Source organism: Streptomyces resistomycificus (genome assembly GCF_001514265.1).
Lineage (GTDB): Bacteria > Actinomycetota > Actinomycetes > Streptomycetales > Streptomycetaceae > Streptomyces > Streptomyces resistomycificus.
In genome coordinates this window covers 215,310-232,289 of record NZ_KQ948997.1, presented here as the reverse complement: position 1 = coordinate 232,289, position 16,980 = coordinate 215,310, and the positions used below count along the sequence as shown (strand labels likewise).

Here is a 16,980-nt window from a genome sequence, read left to right as displayed (position 1 = left end):
GCCCGGGCAGCCGGTGTGTGCGACGGGCGTGCGTGGACACGCCGTGGACGTCAGCCGTAGTGACGCGCCTCGAAGACGTTGCCGTCGGGGTCGCGGAAGTAGAAGCTGCGCTCGGCCTTTCCGCGGGCGCCGAAGGACCCGTGCGCGACGTCCGACACTGGCACGGAGTGTTCCTCCAGACGGGAGCGGAGGCTGTCGAAGGCGTCCTGTGGCAGTGCCAGGCACACGTGGTTGACGGGGTGTCCGGCGCTGTCCGCCGCGCCGGGGAGCATCGTCATGTGCTCCGCCATGGTCGACGGCATGAGGTCGATGATGGCCTCGTCGTTGACGCGTACGGAGGGAAACGACACCTCGCCCGCGGTGAACTCGGAAAGCCGGACGGTCTCCAGGCCGATGGCCTTCTCGTAGAAGCGGGCGGCGGTCACCGGGTCGCGCACCCAGAGGACTATGTGGTCGAGACGTGTCGTGTTGTCCGTCATCCCCCCAGGCTGGTGTCGTCCCCCACAGGACGCAAGTGTTTGACCTGGCGCGCCGCCCGCCAGAGATGAGGGGAGACCGACCGACAGGAGGCAGGCACGTGGTGCTGGTGGTGTCCGAAGAAGTGCGCGACGCGATCGACGCGCGTCGACCCGTGGTGGCCCTGGAGTCCACGATCATCGCGCACGGGCTGCCGCGCCCGCGCAATCTGCAGGTGGCGCTGGAGCTGGAGGAGGTCGTGCGGCAGGAGGGTGCCGTACCCGCGACGATCGCCGTGCTGGACGGGCGGCCCCACGTCGGCCTGGACAAGCAGCAGTTGGAGCGGGTCGCCAACGAGGACGGCATCCGCAAGCTGGGCCACCGCGATCTGCCGCTGGCCGTGGCCGCCGGGGCGAGTGGCGCGACCACGGTGTCGGCGACGGCCCTGCTGGCGGCCCTGGCGGGCGTGCGGGTGTTCGCCACGGGCGGGTTGGGCGGGGTACACCGGGAGTGGACGGTGACGCAGGACGAGTCGGCCGACCTCGGCCTGCTGGCACGGACCCGGATCACCGTGGTGTGCGCGGGCGTGAAGTCGATCCTGGACGTGCCGGCGACCCTGCAGCGGCTGGAGACGCTGGGCGTCGCGGTGGCAGGATACGGCACCGACCGCTTCCCCGGCTTCTATCTGTCCGACTCGGGGCATCCCGTGGAGTGGACGCTGGACAGCCCGGGGCAGGTGGCGGACGTCATGCGGGCGCAGGACGCGGTCGACGGGCCCGAGTCGGCCCTGATCGTCGCCAACCCGGTGCCGGAGGCGGAGCAGCTGGATCCCGGGCTGCACGCGCGCGTGCTGGCCGAAGCGCTGCACGCGTGCGAGGAGGAGGGGATCACGGGCCAGGGAGTGACGCCGTTCCTGCTGAACTACCTGGTGCAGCACACCGACGGAGCCTCGCTGACCGCCAATCTCGCGGCGGTGCGCGGCAACGTTCGGCTGGCGGCTCGGATCGCGGCGGCCTGGGCCGGGGCGTGACAGCGGGGCGGACGGGCCCCGAGGCGGCTGCCACGGCAGACCATCGGCAGCACCGGGCCCGGCCTGACGGCGCGTTGTTGGTGGTCGGCGACGTCATCACGGACGTCGTGGCCCGACACCGGGGACCGCTCACAGCCGGCACGGACACGGCCGCGGCGATCCGGACGGTGCCGGGTGGCGCGGGCGCCAACGTGGCCTGCTGGGCTGCTCACACGGGCAGCTGTGAGGTGCGACTGCTCGGACGGGTGGGCGCGGACTCGGCCGCCTGGCACGAACGGGAGCTGGTCGCGCGCGGCGTACGGCCCCGGCTGGTCGTCGACCCCGACGCACCGACCGGGACGGTGATCAGCCTCGTCGACACGGGTGCGGCCGGTGAACGGACGTTCCTGACGGACAGCGGCGCGTCGCTGCGGCTCGCGCCCGAGGACTGGTCGGACGCACTGCTGGACGGGGTCGCACGGCTGCATCTGTCGGGCTACCTGCTCTTCTCCGAGCCGAGCCGCGCCCTGGTGGCGGTGGCGCTGGGGGCGGCACGCGCGCGTGGGGTGCCGGTGAGCATGGACCCGGCGTCGGCCGGGTTCCTCGTGGAGCTGGGAGTCGACCGGTTCCTGGCGCTGGTCGACGGAGTGGACATCCTGCTGCCCAGCCGTGACGAGGCCTGTCTGCTCACGGGGCTGACCGATGCGGCGGACGCGGCGGCCAAGCTCAGCCTCCAGGTCCCGCTGGTGGTCGCGAAGCAGGGCCGGGAGGGTGCGTTGGTGGCCCGGTCAGGCACGGTGGTCGCCCACGTCCCCGCGGTACCGGCGACACCCCGGGACACCACCGGAGCCGGCGACGCCTTCACCGGCGCCTTCCTCGCCGCCCTGCTCGCGGGCGCCGGCCCCGAGGCCGCGGCGGCACAGGGGTGCCGGGCCGGGGCGACGGCGGTGGAGCGGGTGGGAGGCCGGCCGCCGGTGAACGACTGACGGGGCGGGGTGGGGCAGGGCGGGACGAGCGCTGGTGGCCGATGACGTGTGTCCGATACCCACGAGCGCTGCCCCGCGGCGCCTACCCCTCGCGGCCTACCCCTTGCGCCCCCACGCCGAGATCATCGGTGCCGTGGCGAGGTCCATGCCTCCGGAGGCGACGTTCGCGAGGTGGCGGTCGATGTCCTGGTCCGTGGCGAGGCCCGCGGTGACGAGCTGGTCGCGGATCTGGCGGATCGTCGCGGACTCCAGGGCCGCGCAGGCCGGCGAGGTGACCGGGAAGTACGCGTCGGCCTCCACCCGGCGCAGGCCCGCCTCGCGGAGCAGCCGCGGCAGCCTGCGGCCGTAGGCGAGATCGGCACCTCGGTCGGCCAGCAGTTGGCGGAAGCCCTGCCGGAGCCTGTTCGCCAGCTGCTGCTCGGGCCCCTGCTCGTCGGGGCAGATCAGGGGTTGCAGGGCGGGATCGGCGTCCTCGACCAGGAGTCGTCCGCCGGGGCGTAGTGCCTTGACCATCGACCGCAACGCCTTTTCCCGGTCCGGCACATGGACCAGGACGAGCCGGGCGTGGACCAGGTCGAACCCCTCCCCGGGCGGCTCCTGGGCGCCCACGTCGTGGACGCGTACCTCGACCGGCTGCCGGGCGGCCGCGGTGAGGCGTGAGGTGTCGACGTCGGTCGCGACGACCCGTCCGGTCGGGCCGACCTTCTTGGCCAGCCAGGACACGACGGAGGTACCGCCGGCGCCGACCTCCCAGCAGCGCCAGCCGGATCCGATGCCGAATCCTTCGAGGTGCCGGAAGGTCGTGGGGTCGAAGAGGGTGGCGAAGGCGTCGAAACGCTCCCCCGCCTCCGTCTGCCGGTTGTCCAGGAGATACCCGTCGGTTCGCGTCATAGAAGGATCATCCCAGTTGCCCGGCTTGTCCGGAGGGGACGACGCGGCGCCGGGGGGAGGACGACGCGGCGCCGGGGACGGAGATGACGGGGCGCTTCCCGGGCAGGCCGCCGGACACGCCGTTCGACACAGTGCCGAAGCCTGGTTGTCCACAGCCGGGAACAAAGCGGAAGCCCCAGCTCCCACAGGCTTACCCGGCACACACCCGGAGCTGGCAAACTGGCTCGCCAGGGCGCGGAAACGCGACGCGGGGGAGATCCACGCAAGGAGATGCAGATGTCCATGGCAGGGAATCTGCGGAAGGTCACGAGCCTCGGCAGGGTCGGCGGCCTCCGCAAGGTGGCACGGCTGGCCCGTCGGCGCCCGCGTGTCGACCTGAGTCATCCGGCCCGGTCCCCGCTGGGTTCGTCGGTGGTGAACTGCGTGACGTACCGGGACGGCGTCCGGGCCCCGGCAGGCGTCGATCTGGTCGACGCCGTGGAGCGGGTGCGCAAGAACCGCGACGGGTTCGTCTGGCTCGGACTCCATGAGCCGACGAACCAGGAGTTCGCGGGGATCGCGGAGCTCTTCGACCTGCACCCGCTGGCCGTCGAGGACGCGATCGAGGCGCACCAGCGCCCGAAGCTGGAGCGCTACGGCGAGACGCTGTTCGCCGTGTTCAAGACGGTCTGCTACGTCGAGCACGAGGAGCTCACGGCGACCAGCGAGGTGGTCAACACGGGCGAGATCATGGTGTTCGTCGGCCATGACTTCGTGATCACGGTACGACATGGGCGGCACGGCTCCCTGGGCCCGCTGCGCGAGGAACTGGAGTCGGCTCCCCAGCAGCTGGCCCAGGGACCCGCCGCGGTGCTGCACGCGATCGCCGACCATGTGGTCGACGACTATCTCAACGTCACCGACTCGGTGCAGTCGGACATCGACCTGGTCGAGATGGCCGTCTTCGCGGAGAACGGCGCCCGGGTCGACGCCGGACGCATCTACCAGCTCAAGCGTGAACTCCTGGAGCTGAAGCGGGCCGTGGTCCCGCTGAGCCGTCCGCTCGAAGACCTCGCCACGCGACCGATCCGGGTGGTCGACGCGGAGATACAGGCCTACTTCCGTGACGTCTCCGACCATCTGCTGCGCGTCAAGGAACAGATCGCCGCATTCGACGAACTGCTCAACTCGATCCTGCAGGCGCACCTCGCGCAGGTGACGGTCGCGCAGAACGAGGACATGCGGAAGATCACGGCATGGGCCGCCATAGTCGCCGTACCGACGATGGTGTGCGGGGTGTACGGCATGAACTTCGACCACATGCCGGAGCTGCACTGGCGATACGGCTACGGCATGGTCATCGGCGTCATATCCGTCGCGTGCCTGGTCCTGCACCGCGGCTTCCGGCGCAACGGCTGGCTGTGACGCCCGGCGCGACAGGGGTCAAGGGCGGCCGGGGGCCCTGGCGTAGACGTTCTCGGCCCAGGTCGCGAGCTGGTCCTCCGTCAGGTGCTGGGCCAGGTCGGCCTCGCTGATCATGCCGACCAGGCGCTTGTTGTCGATGACGGGGAGCCGGCGGATCCGGTGCTCCTGCATCTCGTAGAGCACCTCGCTGACGTCGGCGTTCGCGTCGATCCAGCGCGGGGTGCCGTGGGCCATCTCGCCCGCGGTGACCCTGGCCGGGTCGTGGCCCACGGCGACACAGCCGACGACGATGTCGCGGTCGGTGAGGATGCCGCAGAGCCGCTCGTTCTCGTCACTGATGGGCAGGGCTCCGACGTTCAGCTCGCGCATCAGCTGGGCGGCGCGGTCCAGGGTTTCGTGGGCGGGGATCCACTGGGCACCACGGTGCATGATGTCTCCGGCGGTGGTCATGTGGTTACCTCCCGATGCCGGGCGGCCGGCGCGGCACGAGGGGCACCGCAAGTCCCGGCGCCCTACATTCTCGCCGCGCTGCCGGACTCACGCACTCCGGACTCACGCACTCCGGACGCACGCACCGCGGGCGGCGGTCCCACGCAAGCCCTGCACCACACGGGCGCGGAGACCTCCGACGCCCCTGATCCTCGCGCTCTGCGGAGACCCACGTCCTTCCGGGGGCGACGCGGATGATCACGCGTAGCTCGTCGTCCTTCCTGACGGGCGGCCGGCTCGGGTCAGCCGTTCCAGGCCGGGTGGCGCGGGTCGTCGGCGCGAACCAGGACGTCGGCCGCGCGGGCGGGGTCGGTCTCGGCCTCGTAGCGCTCGAAGGCGGGAAGGGTCCAGTGCTCGGCCTCGGGGGTGCGGCGGCGCAGGGCGCCGGGCGAGAGGAGGACGTGGGCGGTCAGGTCGAAGGGGAACCAGTGGCGCAGCAGGAGAGGGCCGTGCAGCAACAGGAAGCCGCCGGGCGGCAGTTGGACGTAGGGGCTGCGGGTGGCGCGGTCCGTGGTGGGGTCCCACAGGTCGGGCAGGACACGGCCGTCGCCGCCGGGTTCGAGGGGGCCGAAGACCTCGCGCCAGAGGGAACCGGTGTCGAACCAGCCGTCGTAGTAGGCCTCCACGTCCTGGTGGCCGTACTCCAGACGGAGCGAGGCGGGCCGCAGGAAGCCCTGGGTGCCGACGACCAGCGAGGGCCGCCCGCGTATGCGCAGTGCCTCCGAGACGCGTTCGGCGAGGTCGCCCGGCCGGGCCGCCGGAGCGCCGTCGAAGGCGATGCGCGGCCAGGGGCTGCCGTCGGCCGGTTCCAGGTCGAGCAGTCGTTCGGCCAGCAGGTCGCCGAGCCGGTCCCAGGTGATCGCTTGGAGTCGCACACGGCCCATGATGCTGCAGGGCCGGGTGAGGGTGCGTCGCGCTCGTGGGCACGGTGGACGGCGAACCGGCGGAGGCCACGCCGCGTCGCCGTACCCGTAAGGCCGCGGCGGCCACGGAGTCCGCGGAGGGCGCCACGTGAGGCAGGACCCGAAGGGCGTAGTTCCACGTCGGCGGCGGGCATGAACCCGGTATGGCACCTCTCGCGCATCCCCCGCCTCGAACCGGCCTTCTCGTCATCCAGCCGCTGCGCCGACGGCACTGCGGGGAGTGTCGTGGCGGGCCGTCGCCTCTGCTCGTGCTGGAGGAAGGTGCCCCGCGCTGCCTCGACTGCGCGGATCTCGGGCACCTGGTGTTCCTGCCGAGCGGCGACACGGCACTGACCCGCCGGTCGCGGGAGGAGAGTGCGCTGTCGGCGGTGGTGGTGCGGTTCAACCGGCGCAAGGGCCGTTACGAGCGGCAGGGCGTCCTCGTCGAGGAGGCGGGGCTGGCCCGGGCCGAGGCCCGGTGTCTCGCGGACGCGGAGGCGCGGCGGCGACGCCGGGTGCGGGACGCCGCGCGGCGGGCGGCGCAGGACCTGCGGTTCACCGACGCCTTCGCGGCGGAGATCCGGCGTCTCTTCCCGGGCTGCCCGGCCGGCCGCGCCCGTTCGATCGCCGAGCACGCCTCGGTGCGGGGCAGCGGTCGGGTGGGGCGGAGTGCGGCGGGGCGGGCGTTGTCCGAGCGGGCGGTGATCTCGGCGGTCGTGGCGTCCGTACGGCATGTGGACACGCCGTACGACCAGTTGCTGATGAACGGAGTGGCTCGCCAGGAGGCGCGGCGGCGGATCGCGGGCGTGGTGGAGGCGGTGCTCGCGGGATGGCGGGCGTCGGGGGTTGGGGTGGAGGTGGGGGTGGAGGTGGGGGCTGCGGAGGCGGCCGGCTGACGCGCGGCCCCGTCCAGCCCAGCGCCCCTGTGGCCCATGCGCCGTGCGCCGTGCGCCGTGCCTTGAGTGCTGAGCCTGGGGTCTGACCCCTGACGTCGTCCCCCTGACGTCTGACCTCAGGTCTCAGGTCTCAGGTCTCCGGCCTCAGGTCACAGGCCACAGGACACAGGTCACAGGCCTGAGAGCCTGTGGACGCTCGCGTATGTCCCCGCGCGGCTCGGGCATGGTTCGTGGGGCCGGGTGGGGATTGACTCGGGGTGACGGGGTGGTGCCGGGCCGGGCTCGGCCGAATGCGGGAGTTGGTGTCGGGATGATCGAGGGGCCTTACTTCGTACTGGTCGTGGCGGGCGTGCTGGGGACCGGGCTGGTCGCCGGGGTCTTCTACGGTTTCTCGTCGTTCGTGATGCGGGGCCTCGCCGAGCTGCCGCCCGCGCAGGGCGTCGCGGCGATGAACGCGATCAACGTGAGTGCGGTCCAGCCGCCGTTCATGATCCTTTTCGCCGGGACGGCGGTGCTGAGCGCGGTGATCGCGGTGGTGACGTTCGTGCTGTGGCCCGACGAGGGCACGGTGGAGCTGTTGGTGGGCAGTGGGCTGTACCTGTTCGGGGTGTTCGGCCTGACCATGGTGGCGAACGTGCCGCGCAACGACGCCCTGGCCAAGCTGGAGCCGGGGACCCGGGAGGCGGCCGCGTACTGGCCGACGTACGTCCGTGAGTGGACGCTGTGGAACCACGTCCGGACGGGCGCTTCGGCCGCCGCGGCGGTGGCCTACGTAATGGCTCTCACCTGACCGCGGACGCCGTGGTGGCCGCCGTCGAGCAAGCGCTGTCCGACGCTCTGCGCGAGTCACCGAGGGGACGTATCGTGGCCGAGAGAAGTCCGCAAGGGTGCCGCTCGATGACGCACGGCCACGTCGGACGACGCGTAGGCGTCGCAAGCGTAGGCAAGGAAGACGGCCATGGCCGATCCCAAGGGATTCATGACCACGCCTCGCCAGGACTGGTCCCGCAGGCCGGTCGAGGAGCGGGTCCGAGACTGGGACGAGGTCTACGTCCCCGGAGCGCTGCTGCCCATCATCAGCAAGCAGGCCGACCGCTGCATGGACTGCGGCGTCCCGTTCTGCCACGAGGCCTGCCCGCTCGGCAATCTGATCCCCGAGTGGAACGAGCTGGTGTCCCGGGACGACTGGCGTACGGCCGCCGACCGGCTGCACGCCACCAACAACTTCCCCGAGTTCACCGGCCGGTTGTGCCCGGCGCCGTGCGAGGCGGGGTGCGTGCTGGCCATCAACCAGCCTGCGGTCACCATCAAGAACGTCGAGGTCGCGGTCGCCGACCAGGCCTGGGAGCTGGGGTTCACGCCGCCCCGGGCACCGGAGCGGCTGTCCGGACGTACGGTCGCGGTGATCGGGTCGGGGCCCACCGGGCTCGCCGCGGCACAGCAGCTGACGCGAGCAGGTCACACGGTCGCCGTGTACGAGAAGGACGACCGGATCGGCGGACTGATGCGGTACGGCATCCCCGCGTTCAAGATGGAGAAGCACCATCTGGAACGGCGGATCGAGCAGATGCGGGCTGAGGGCACGAAGTTCCGTACGTCGACCGCGGTCGGGCGGGACGTCGGGGCCGCCGAGCTGCGCGCCCGTTACGACGCCGTGGTGATCGCCACCGGGGCGACGGCATGGCGTGAACTGGACGTGCCAGGGCGGGAGTTGGGCGGTATCCACCAGGCGATGGAGTACCTGCCGCTGGCCAACCGGGTGTGCCAGGGGGATCTGGACGCCTCCCCGATGTCCGCCGCCGGGAAGCACGTCGTCATCGTCGGCGGCGGGGACACGGGGGCCGACTGCCTGGGCACGGCGGTGCGGGAAGGTGCCGCGTCCGTGACGCAGCTGGACATCTACGCACAGCCGGACAGCGAGCGAGACGAGGACATCGATCCCTGGCCGACGTACCCCAAGCTCTATCGACTGTCGGCCGCGCACGAGGAGGCGGGCGAGCTGCGGACGGCCCCGGCGGCGGACGCCGACGCGCGGCTGTTCGCGGCGTCCACGCTCCGCTTCACCGGGGGCGCCGACGGGCACGTACGGTCGCTGCACCTGGTCGAGGTGGACACGCGGCGGCGACCTGTTCCGGACACCGCGCGGACCCTGCCCGCCGATCTCGTGCTGCTCGCCCTCGGTTTCTCCGGGCCCGACCGGAAGGACGGGCTCATCGACCAGCTGGGGCTGGCACTCGAACCCCGCGGGACGCTCACCCGCGACTCCGGGTTCGCGACGAACGTGGCCGGCGTGTTCGCCGCGGGGGACGCCGCGCGCGGGCAGTCGCTCGTCGTGTGGGCGATCGCCGAGGGCCGGGCCGTGGCAGCCGCCGTGGACCGCCATCTGACGGGGAGTTCACGACTGCCGGCACCGATCGGTCCGTATGACCGGCCGATGGTCGTGTGACCGTTGACAGCCGTGTGACCGGCCGGTTCATGCGACCGGTGATAGCCGTGTGACCGGTTGATAAGCGTGTGACCGGCCGGTGGTCATGTGACCGGCCGGTACCACCCCCAGCGCCGGCCGGGCGGGGCCGAGGCCCACGTGATCGGCCGGCCGACATCCGGGTCACCGGGAACGGCTAGCGGCGTTCGCCCGTCCCGGCCACCTTGCCCGTCGACAGGGCCACCCGGTTCCAGGTGTTGATCGTGAGGATCAGGGCGATGACGTGGGCGAGTTCCTGTTCGTCGAAGTGGGCCGCGGCGCGGGCGTAGACCTCGTCCGGGACGCCGCCGTCGGCCACCAGGGTCACCGCCTCCGTGAGGGCGAGGGCCGCCTGCTCCTTCTCGCTGAAGAAGTGGCGGGCCTCGTGCCAGACGGCGACCATGTGCAGGCGGTCCTCGCTCTCGCCCGCCTTGCGTGCGTCGTTCGTGTGCATGTGCAGGCAGTACGCGCAGTGGTTGAGATGCGAGGCACGGATCTGGATCAGCTCGACGAGCGCGGGGTCGAGGCCCTCGCGGGCGGCGGCGTCGAAGCCGATGAGGGCGCGGAAGACCTTCGGGGCGGACTTGGCGAAGTCCAGGCGGGTCCGCTCGGCGGTCCCGGCGCTCCCGGCGCTCCCGGCGCTCCCGGCGCTCCCGGCGCTCCCGGCGGAGGAAGTGGTCGTGGTGTCGATCGCGTTCGTCGTCATGTCCATCAACCTACGGTCCACAAAGACCGTCTGTAGGGTTCATTTCCATGGATGAATCGTGGGTCAATTCCGCGGAGCGGATCGGTGCCGACCTGCACCTGGAGCTGTCCGGCCCGGGCGGACGGCGGGCCGCCCTGATCGGGGCGCTGCGCGAGGCCGTGCGGGGCGGGCGGCTGGCTCCCGGGACCCGGCTGCCGCCCTACCGCTCGCTCGCCGCCGATCTCGGGGTCGCTCGCAACACGGTGGCCGACGCGTACGCGGAGCTCGTCGCGGAAGGCTGGCTCACCGCCCGGCAGGGCTCGGGCACGCGGGTCGCGGGGAGGGTCGAGCCGCTGCGACACGCCGAGCGGGTGCCCCGGAAGGCACCTCCACGCGCGCGTGGCCCACGGCACGACCTGGGGCAGGGCACCCCGGACGCGTCGTCGTTCCCGCGCACGGCCTGGCTCGCCTCCTATCGGCGGGCGCTCCAGCAGGCGCCCAACGAGGCGTTCGGGCCGGGCGATCCGGCGGGCCGCGTCGAGTTGCGGGAGGCGCTCACGGAATACCTGGCACGCGCGCGTGGTGTACGCACCGAGCCGGACCGGATCGTGATCTGCTCCGGCTTCGCGCACGCTCTGCGGCTGCTCTTCGGGGAGGGAGTACTGCGCGGGCCGCTGGCCGTCGAGGCTTACGGCCTCGGCTTCCACCGGGGGCTACTGGAGACCGCCGGCGTGAGGACCGTACCGCTGCCCCTGGACGAACAAGGCGCACGGGTCGAGCGGTTGGGACGCGAACGAGCCGTACTGCTCACGCCCGCGCACCAGTTCCCGACCGGCGGGCCACTGGACCCGACGCGCCGGACCGCGGTGGTCGACTGGGCACGCGCGCGTGGCGGTGTCATCGTCGAGGACGACTACGACGGGGAGTTCCGGTACGACCGCAAGCCGGTGGGTGCCGTCCAGGGGCTCGACCCGGAGCGCGTGATCTTCGTCGGCTCGGTCAGCAAGAGCCTGTCACCGGCGGTGCGCCTGGGGTGGATGGTCCTGCCGGAGCGGTACGTCGACGGCGTACTTGCGGCCAAGGGTGAGCGCGAGGCCTGGGCGAGCGTCCTGGACCAGCTGAGCCTCGCCGACTTCGTCTCGCGAGGTTCGTACGACCGGCATGTGCGGCGTATGCGGCAGCGGTACCGCAGTCGCCGCGACCGGCTCGCCGCGGCGCTCGCCGAGCACGCGCCGCACGTCGAGGTCACCGGTGTCGCGGCCGGGCTGCACGCCGTGCTCCGGCTGCCGCCCGGCACCGAGCGTTCCACGGTCAAGGCCGCCGCCTGGCAGGGCATCGCCCTGGACGGCCTCGCCGAGTTCCGGCACCCGAACACGGACATGCCCGCCCGCGACGGCCTGGTGGTGGGGTACGCGACGCCTTCGGAACACGCGTACGGGGCGGCCCTGGGCGCGCTGTGCGGGGTGTTGCCACCGGCCGGGTGAGCGGCGAGACCCTGTCCGGCCGCGGCCCTCAGCCCGCCTGGCCCGCGCGTCCGCGCAACCCTCGTCCCCCGTCCTTGCCCCCGCCCCCGCCTCCATCCACGTACTCACCCTCGCCCTCACCCATGCCGCCCCTCAGGGCTTTCGCGCCGCCGCCCCGTACCCGGGCCGGTGGGGTCCCGCCCGGTCATGAGGCACTCCGTAAGACGCAATGAACAGCCAATTCAATCAATTCATTATCAGAACAAAGGAGTTGAGCAATCAGAAAAAGTCGATCACGTCACGACAACAGGAAGTCGGCCTCCCCCGCTTTCGCGCCCTCGATGAACGCGGTCATCTCGTCCGAGGTGTAGATCAGCGCCGGACCGTCCGGGTCGGTGGACTGGCGGACGGCGATCCGGCCGTCGGCGAGCTTCATCGCCTCCAGGCAGTTCCCGCCGTTGCCGCCGCTCCACGGCTTGTGCCAGCCTTCGCTGCCCAAGTCCCGCGCGGGCATCCCGTTGTAGACGGTTATGCGCGGCTTGATGCGATCCATTCACAGCTCCTTGCGGAGATCCCGGAGGATCTCCTTCGTGCGATGTGCAGTAGCGGCCTGCGCCGCCATGCGGTCCATGACCTCGAGGTGGGTCGCCACCTCGGTACGCGCGTCCAGGTAGACCGCGCCGGTCAGGTACTCGCTGTAAACCATGTCCGGGAGTTCCGGCACGGCGAATCTGAAGAGCACGAAGGGCCCGTAGGTACCGGGGTGCGGCCCGTTCGCGAACGGGGCGATTTGCAGCGTGACGTTGGGCAGCTTCGTGGCGTCGAGCAGTTTGTCGATCTGGGCACGCATCACCTCCGGGCCGCCGACGGGGCGGCGCAGCACGGTCTCGTCCATCACGACCCACAGTCGGGGAGCGTCCTGACGGGTGAGCAGTTCCTGGCGTTGCATGCGCAGCGCGACATGGCGCTCGATGTCGTCGGGGCTGGTCTGGCCGATCGCGCCGGAGCGCAGGACGCCACGCGCGTAGTCCTCGGTCTGGAGCAGGCCGGGCACGAAGTGCGGCTCGTACTGGCGGATGAGGGCGGCCGCGCCCTCGAGGCTGACGTGCATGGAGAACCAGCCGGGCAGGACGTCGTGGAAGCGCTGCCACCATCCGGGCTGGTTGGCCTCCTCGGCGAGCTGGACGAAGCCCTCGGCCTCCAGGTCGGTGACACCGTAGGCCTTCAGGAGCAGCTGGAGGTAGGGGATCTTGAGGCCGACCTCGGCCATCTCCATGCGGCGGACCGTGGCGGGGGCGACGCGGAGGATGCGGGCGGCCTCCTCACGCTTCAGGCCTGCACGTTCCCGCAGGTCCAGCAGACGCCTGCCGAGGACGACCTGGCCGACCGTCGGCGCGGACCGCGGTTCGCTCACCCTCCACCTCCACAGAATCCCTGCACACCACCATGCCGTCTGCCCTGAGCGTGCACCCCGCACCTGTCTTCCGCGCACCGCACCTGCATGCTGACAGCCCTGCGGCGCCATTCGAAGACCTATTCGAAGATCTGTACGGATCTCCGGTGATCCCAACTGGCGCCGCTCGACATGCTGTTGCGAGCAGTGTGCCACGGCCCCTCACCGCGTCATACGGCACTCTGCATTTTCCAGAGTGACACTTGCCAAGTGTTCACGGCGGGGCGATAGTGGCAAGCGTGATTCCGTCCCCGCCCTTAGGAGCAGATGCCGCCGCGGACCGCCCCACCGGTCTCGGCGCCGATGCGGTTCCCCCCGCTCGGGCGCGTTCGAGAGTGGGCGAGGGAGTGAGCCCCGAGACGGCCACTGCCGTGCGCCGGTTCCGCTTCGAGCTGGCCGCGCATCCTGGCTCTCCCGCGCAGGCCAGACGGCTGACGCGGGCCCGGCTGACCGGCTGGTCGGTCTGCGAGGACACCTGTGACAGCGCCGCCCTGGTGGTCTCCGAACTGGTCACCAACGCCATCGTGCACACCGCGAGCCATCGTGTCGTCTGCGAGCTGCACGACGGTGACGACCTGGTGCGAATAGCCGTACGTGACGAGGGCTGCGCGTCGGGTGAGCCCCACCCGTCCCCGCAGCGGCCCGAGGAGGAGCAGGGAAGAGGTCTGCTGCTCGTCGAGGCCCTCTGTCACGCCTGGGGTGCCCATGAGCACGGCCCCGGCCTGCTCGTCTGGGCGGATCTGCCTCGCAAGGCCGACACCCCCCGGGACGACGCCGACGTGCCGCGTAACGACCTTGGCTGGGGAGCCCGCCCGAAGCCGGGTCCGTCCGGCGGATCGGGCGAGGACGACGAGGCGGAGGCACACCACCGGGCGGTGCCCGACACCGCGGCGCCCGGCAACGAGGCACGTGATCACGAGGCACGTGATCACGAGGCACGTGACGAGGCCCGTGATCACGAGACGGGGACCGTCGCGGTCCTCCCGGCCCGGCGAGGCCGCGATCGGGGCGGTCTGTGAGGCCGGGGTCGCGCGGCGGCAAGGTGCTGAGCCTGGACACGCTGGTCCGCCTCCGGCGCGGGCTGCGTACCCCCCAGAGCCCTCGGCGCCTGCCCCTCCCCCAGGGCATGACGGCACCGCTGGGCTGTGACGCGGTGGCGGTGCCCGCCCGTCTCGGGCCCCTCCTGATGCCCAGGCTGCCGCAGACGGGGTGCGTCTACGCCGACGAGACGCACTGGTGGTGGATCGTTCCGTCCGACTCCGACTACGCCCTGGAGTGGCCCGCCCCCGCGCGTTACGTCACCGGAGCGCTGGTCCCGGACAGTGCGCCCCTTCCGCAGCTGATCCACGAGCCGGACGGCACGCTCCCCTACACCCCGCCGATACCGCTCTTCCTGGCCCTGTGCCGGCTCACGGGCACGACTCCCACCTGGTCCAGGCCGGTCAGCGCGTAGGCCGCCTGGCGTGCGCCCGCGCGCTTCCCCTTCTTCGGCACACGCCCTGCCCCGGGCCTGTCCGCCCCCGCGATAGTGGCCGTTCGTCCACGATCGGGGGAGGTCGACGGTGGCGCACCAGCACGGCCGGGACAAGGGCGCCGGCAAGAGCGGCGGCAAAGACAGCGAGGGAAGCAAGGCCAGCGAGGGCGCCGACGGCGGGACGTCCCGGAAGGACGGCAACGGTAAGGGCACGGGCGCGGACAATCCCCGGGTCTCCGACTCGGAGCGCCTGCTCTTCGGCGGCCCCCTGCGCTACGACATGGGCTGGAACTCGCACGCGGACGCGTTCCTGGAGCTGAACTTCCGGTCCATGGTCATCCGGCTCCCGTCCCTGCTGACGGCCAGCTTCCGGCTCGCCTGGCAGGCCGACCGGCGCGCCGCCCGGGTCGTACTGGCCGCCGAGGTGGGCCGCGGCCTCACCCAGGCCGTCAGCCTGCTCGCCGTCAACACCGTGCTGGGCCGGCTGATCGGCGGCGGCGCCCTGGAGGACCGGCTGCGCGGCGCCGTGCCCGCGCTGGTCGTGATGGCCGCCGTGATGGTGGTCGGGGCGCTGCTGCGGGCCGCCTCGACGTATGCCACCGGACGCCTGGAGCCCAAGGTGGAGCGGGTGGCGACCGAGCGGTACCTGGAGCGGGCGGCCACCGTGGAGCTGGCCGCGATCGAGGACCACGCCTTCCACAAGCTGCTGGACACCGCGCAGTACGGCGCCGCCTCGGCCCGCCGGATGATCTCGTTCGCCGCCCGTGTGGTGAACGCGCTGATCTCGCTGATCGCCGCGGCGGGCGTCCTGACGGTGCTGCACCCGGCGCTGCTGCCGCTGCTGGTGACGATGACCCTGCCGAGCGGCTGGAGCGCGCTGACGATCGCACGCCGCCGCTACGAGTCGTTCCACGCCTGGGTGCAGCACGCGCGCGCGGGACGGCTGCTCGGCGCGCTGCTGATCGAGCCGGAGGCGGCTCCCGAGATCCGCGTGCACGGTGTCGGCCCGTTCCTCCTGCGTCACTTCCGCTCGATGTCGGAGACCGCCGAGGCCGAGCAGGCCCGGCTGGCCCGGCTGGCCGCCCGTACCGGTCTGATCGCGGCGGGCTGGACGGGCCTGGCGACGGCGGCGACGTACGCGACGCTGGGCGGGCTGCTGCTGGCGGGCGCGATGGCCCTGTCGGTGGCGGGCACGGCCGTGATCGCCATCCGCACGGGTTCGCAGAGCCTCGACACCCTCGTCGTGGAGGTGAACGCCCTGCACGAGGAGGCGCTGTTCGTCGGCGATCTGCAACGCCTGTACGTCGAGGCAGCCGAACGGGCGATCCCGGTGGGCGGAGCCGCCCTGCCGGACGATCCGCGGGAGATCCGGTTCGAGGACGTCACCTTCACCTACCCGGGTGACGCGACCCGGCCCGCCCTAGACCAGGTGTCCCTCACGGTCCCGCTCGGCAAGATCGTCGCCCTGGTCGGCGAGAACGGCTCCGGCAAGACCACCCTGGTGAAGCTGCTGGCCGGGCTCTACACGCCGGACCGTGGCCGGATCATGTGGGACGACGTCGACGCGGCGGGCGCGGACCGGCAGCTGCTCGCGGAGCGCGTCGCGATGGTGGCGCAGGACTTCAAGCGGTGGCCGTTCACGGCCCGGGTCAACGTGGCGGTCGGCCGTTCCTCCGTGCCGCTCACCGACGAGCGGGTTACGGGCGCGGTCGGGGAGGCCGGTGCCGAGGAGGTGCTGGCGGATCTGCCGCGTGGCCTGGACACGCTGCTGGCCCGCAACTTCAGCGGTGGGCACGAGCTGTCGGGCGGGCAGTGGCAGCGGCTCGGGATCGCCCGGGCGGCATACCGGCACGGCCGCATCCTGATCGTGGACGAGCCGACCGCCGCCCTGGACGCCCGGGCGGAACTGGAGGTCTTCGAGAAGATCCGCGCCCTGGCGGGCACCGGCCAGACCGTCATCCTCATCACCCACCGGCTGGCGTCCGTACGCCATGCGGACCTGGTGCACGTCCTGGACCAGGGCCGGCTCGCGGAGTCCGGCACGCCCGACGAACTGCTGGCGAGGGGCGGGATCTACGCGGAGTTGTACTCGCTCCAGGCGGAGCAGTTCACGGCGAAGGTGCCGTCACAGGCGTCGATGCAGGTGCCCGCCCCGAAGGCGGGCTGACCTCAGGCCAACGCGTCGACGGCTGCCTCTCCGCCGCGCACGATCACCAGGAACGTGTCCGTGGCGAGGTCCATGACGACCTCTGCGGGCAGCCCCTCAAGTCGCCGCGCGTGCGCGAACTCCTCCGCCGGCCACGAGCCTCGCGGCCCACCTGCGGGAAAGCGTTCGAGCACTGTTCGCCCGTTCACCACCCTGCACCTCCAGAAGCGTCGTACTTTGTAGGAGTTAACGCGTTCCGGAG

General features: G+C 72.0%; 18 protein-coding genes. 10 read left to right on the top strand and 8 right to left on the bottom strand.

Annotated elements, in window-relative coordinates; genetic code table 11:
* Nucleotides 1–50 precede the first annotated feature (50 nt).
* Nucleotides 51–479, bottom strand: a complete 429-nt coding sequence (locus tag AQJ84_RS28640) for a VOC family protein (RefSeq protein ID WP_030039531.1) — start codon at nt 477–479, stop codon at nt 51–53.
* Nucleotides 480–577: 98 nt separating this feature from the next.
* On the opposite strand from AQJ84_RS28640, the gene AQJ84_RS28635 reads away from it, so the two are divergent.
* On the top strand, nt 578–1,486 hold the full coding sequence (locus AQJ84_RS28635) for a pseudouridine-5'-phosphate glycosidase (protein WP_030039530.1): 909 nt from the start codon (nt 578–580) through the stop codon (nt 1,484–1,486).
* A 74-nt stretch (nt 1,487–1,560) separates the two neighbouring features.
* Complete coding sequence (locus tag AQJ84_RS28630; protein WP_030039529.1) at nt 1,561–2,451, top strand: carbohydrate kinase family protein; 891 nt, start codon at nt 1,561–1,563, stop codon at nt 2,449–2,451.
* Nucleotides 2,452–2,547: 96 nt separating this feature from the next.
* Here the strand turns inward: AQJ84_RS28630 and AQJ84_RS28625 are convergent, their stop codons facing one another.
* Nucleotides 2,548–3,342 carry a methyltransferase gene (locus AQJ84_RS28625; RefSeq protein WP_030039528.1) on the bottom strand — a complete coding sequence of 265 codons (795 nt, stop codon included), beginning with the start codon at nt 3,340–3,342 and terminating at the stop codon, nt 2,548–2,550.
* Between the two features lie 276 nt (nt 3,343–3,618).
* Between AQJ84_RS28625 and AQJ84_RS28620 the strand changes: the two genes are divergently transcribed.
* Nucleotides 3,619–4,746 (top strand): magnesium and cobalt transport protein CorA, encoded by a 1,128-nt coding sequence (locus AQJ84_RS28620; RefSeq protein ID WP_030039527.1) that lies wholly within the window; start codon nt 3,619–3,621, stop codon nt 4,744–4,746.
* Nucleotides 4,747–4,764: 18 nt separating this feature from the next.
* Here AQJ84_RS28620 and AQJ84_RS28615 read toward each other — a convergent pair whose 3' ends face one another.
* Both AQJ84_RS28615 and AQJ84_RS28610 read right to left on the bottom strand, forming a co-directional pair.
* Nucleotides 4,765–5,196, bottom strand: a complete 432-nt coding sequence (locus AQJ84_RS28615) for a CBS domain-containing protein (protein ID WP_030039526.1) — start codon at nt 5,194–5,196, stop codon at nt 4,765–4,767.
* Between the two features lie 281 nt (nt 5,197–5,477).
* Entirely contained in the window at nt 5,478–6,119 is a 642-nt protein-coding gene (locus tag AQJ84_RS28610; RefSeq protein ID WP_030039525.1) for a nucleoside/nucleotide kinase family protein, read from the bottom strand.
* A gap of 182 nt (nt 6,120–6,301) precedes the next feature.
* On the opposite strand from AQJ84_RS28610, the gene AQJ84_RS28605 reads away from it, so the two are divergent.
* The 3 genes from AQJ84_RS28605 to AQJ84_RS28595 all read left to right on the top strand — a co-directional run bounded on the left by AQJ84_RS28605 (nt 6,302) and on the right by AQJ84_RS28595 (nt 9,479).
* Entirely contained in the window at nt 6,302–7,033 is a 732-nt protein-coding gene (locus tag AQJ84_RS28605) for a DUF2293 domain-containing protein (RefSeq protein WP_078631752.1), read from the top strand.
* A gap of 310 nt (nt 7,034–7,343) precedes the next feature.
* Nucleotides 7,344–7,823: an anthrone oxygenase family protein gene (locus tag AQJ84_RS28600; protein WP_030039523.1), complete on the top strand. Its 480-nt coding sequence runs from the start codon at nt 7,344–7,346 to the stop codon at nt 7,821–7,823.
* A gap of 168 nt (nt 7,824–7,991) precedes the next feature.
* Nucleotides 7,992–9,479 carry a glutamate synthase subunit beta gene (locus AQJ84_RS28595; RefSeq protein ID WP_030039522.1) on the top strand — a complete coding sequence of 496 codons (1,488 nt, stop codon included), beginning with the start codon at nt 7,992–7,994 and terminating at the stop codon, nt 9,477–9,479.
* A 175-nt stretch (nt 9,480–9,654) separates the two neighbouring features.
* Here AQJ84_RS28595 and AQJ84_RS28590 read toward each other — a convergent pair whose 3' ends face one another.
* Nucleotides 9,655–10,203 (bottom strand): carboxymuconolactone decarboxylase family protein, encoded by a 549-nt coding sequence (locus tag AQJ84_RS28590; RefSeq protein ID WP_374935425.1) that lies wholly within the window; start codon nt 10,201–10,203, stop codon nt 9,655–9,657.
* A gap of 47 nt (nt 10,204–10,250) precedes the next feature.
* On the opposite strand from AQJ84_RS28590, the gene pdxR reads away from it, so the two are divergent.
* Nucleotides 10,251–11,666 (top strand): MocR-like pyridoxine biosynthesis transcription factor PdxR, encoded by a 1,416-nt coding sequence (gene pdxR, locus AQJ84_RS28585; RefSeq protein ID WP_053192486.1) that lies wholly within the window; start codon nt 10,251–10,253, stop codon nt 11,664–11,666.
* Nucleotides 11,667–11,943: 277 nt separating this feature from the next.
* On the opposite strand, the gene AQJ84_RS28580 is transcribed toward pdxR, so the two are convergent.
* Together AQJ84_RS28580 and AQJ84_RS28575 are read right to left on the bottom strand one after the other, a co-directional pair.
* Nucleotides 11,944–12,198: a DUF397 domain-containing protein gene (locus tag AQJ84_RS28580; protein ID WP_030039518.1), complete on the bottom strand. Its 255-nt coding sequence runs from the start codon at nt 12,196–12,198 to the stop codon at nt 11,944–11,946.
* Entirely contained in the window at nt 12,199–13,059 is an 861-nt protein-coding gene (locus tag AQJ84_RS28575; protein WP_030039517.1) for a helix-turn-helix domain-containing protein, read from the bottom strand.
* Nucleotides 13,060–13,301: 242 nt separating this feature from the next.
* Here AQJ84_RS28575 and AQJ84_RS28570 point away from each other — a divergent pair, with 242 nt between their 5' ends.
* The 3 genes from AQJ84_RS28570 to AQJ84_RS28560 all read left to right on the top strand — a co-directional run bounded on the left by AQJ84_RS28570 (nt 13,302) and on the right by AQJ84_RS28560 (nt 16,739).
* Nucleotides 13,302–14,117, top strand: a complete 816-nt coding sequence (locus tag AQJ84_RS28570; protein ID WP_225877174.1) for an ATP-binding protein — start codon at nt 13,302–13,304, stop codon at nt 14,115–14,117.
* A complete protein-coding gene (locus AQJ84_RS42570) occupies nt 14,114–14,551 on the top strand; it encodes a hypothetical protein (protein ID WP_030039514.1) in 438 nt (145 codons plus the stop codon). Before AQJ84_RS28570 ends, AQJ84_RS42570 begins: the two co-directional genes overlap by 4 nt.
* Nucleotides 14,552–14,852: 301 nt before the next feature.
* Nucleotides 14,853–16,739: an ABC transporter ATP-binding protein gene (locus AQJ84_RS28560; RefSeq protein WP_079022724.1), complete on the top strand. Its 1,887-nt coding sequence runs from the start codon at nt 14,853–14,855 to the stop codon at nt 16,737–16,739.
* A 2-nt stretch (nt 16,740–16,741) separates the two neighbouring features.
* Here the strand turns inward: AQJ84_RS28560 and AQJ84_RS41445 are convergent, their stop codons facing one another.
* Nucleotides 16,742–16,930 (bottom strand): hypothetical protein, encoded by a 189-nt coding sequence (locus AQJ84_RS41445; protein WP_078631750.1) that lies wholly within the window; start codon nt 16,928–16,930, stop codon nt 16,742–16,744.
* Nucleotides 16,931–16,980: the final 50 nt, after the last annotated feature.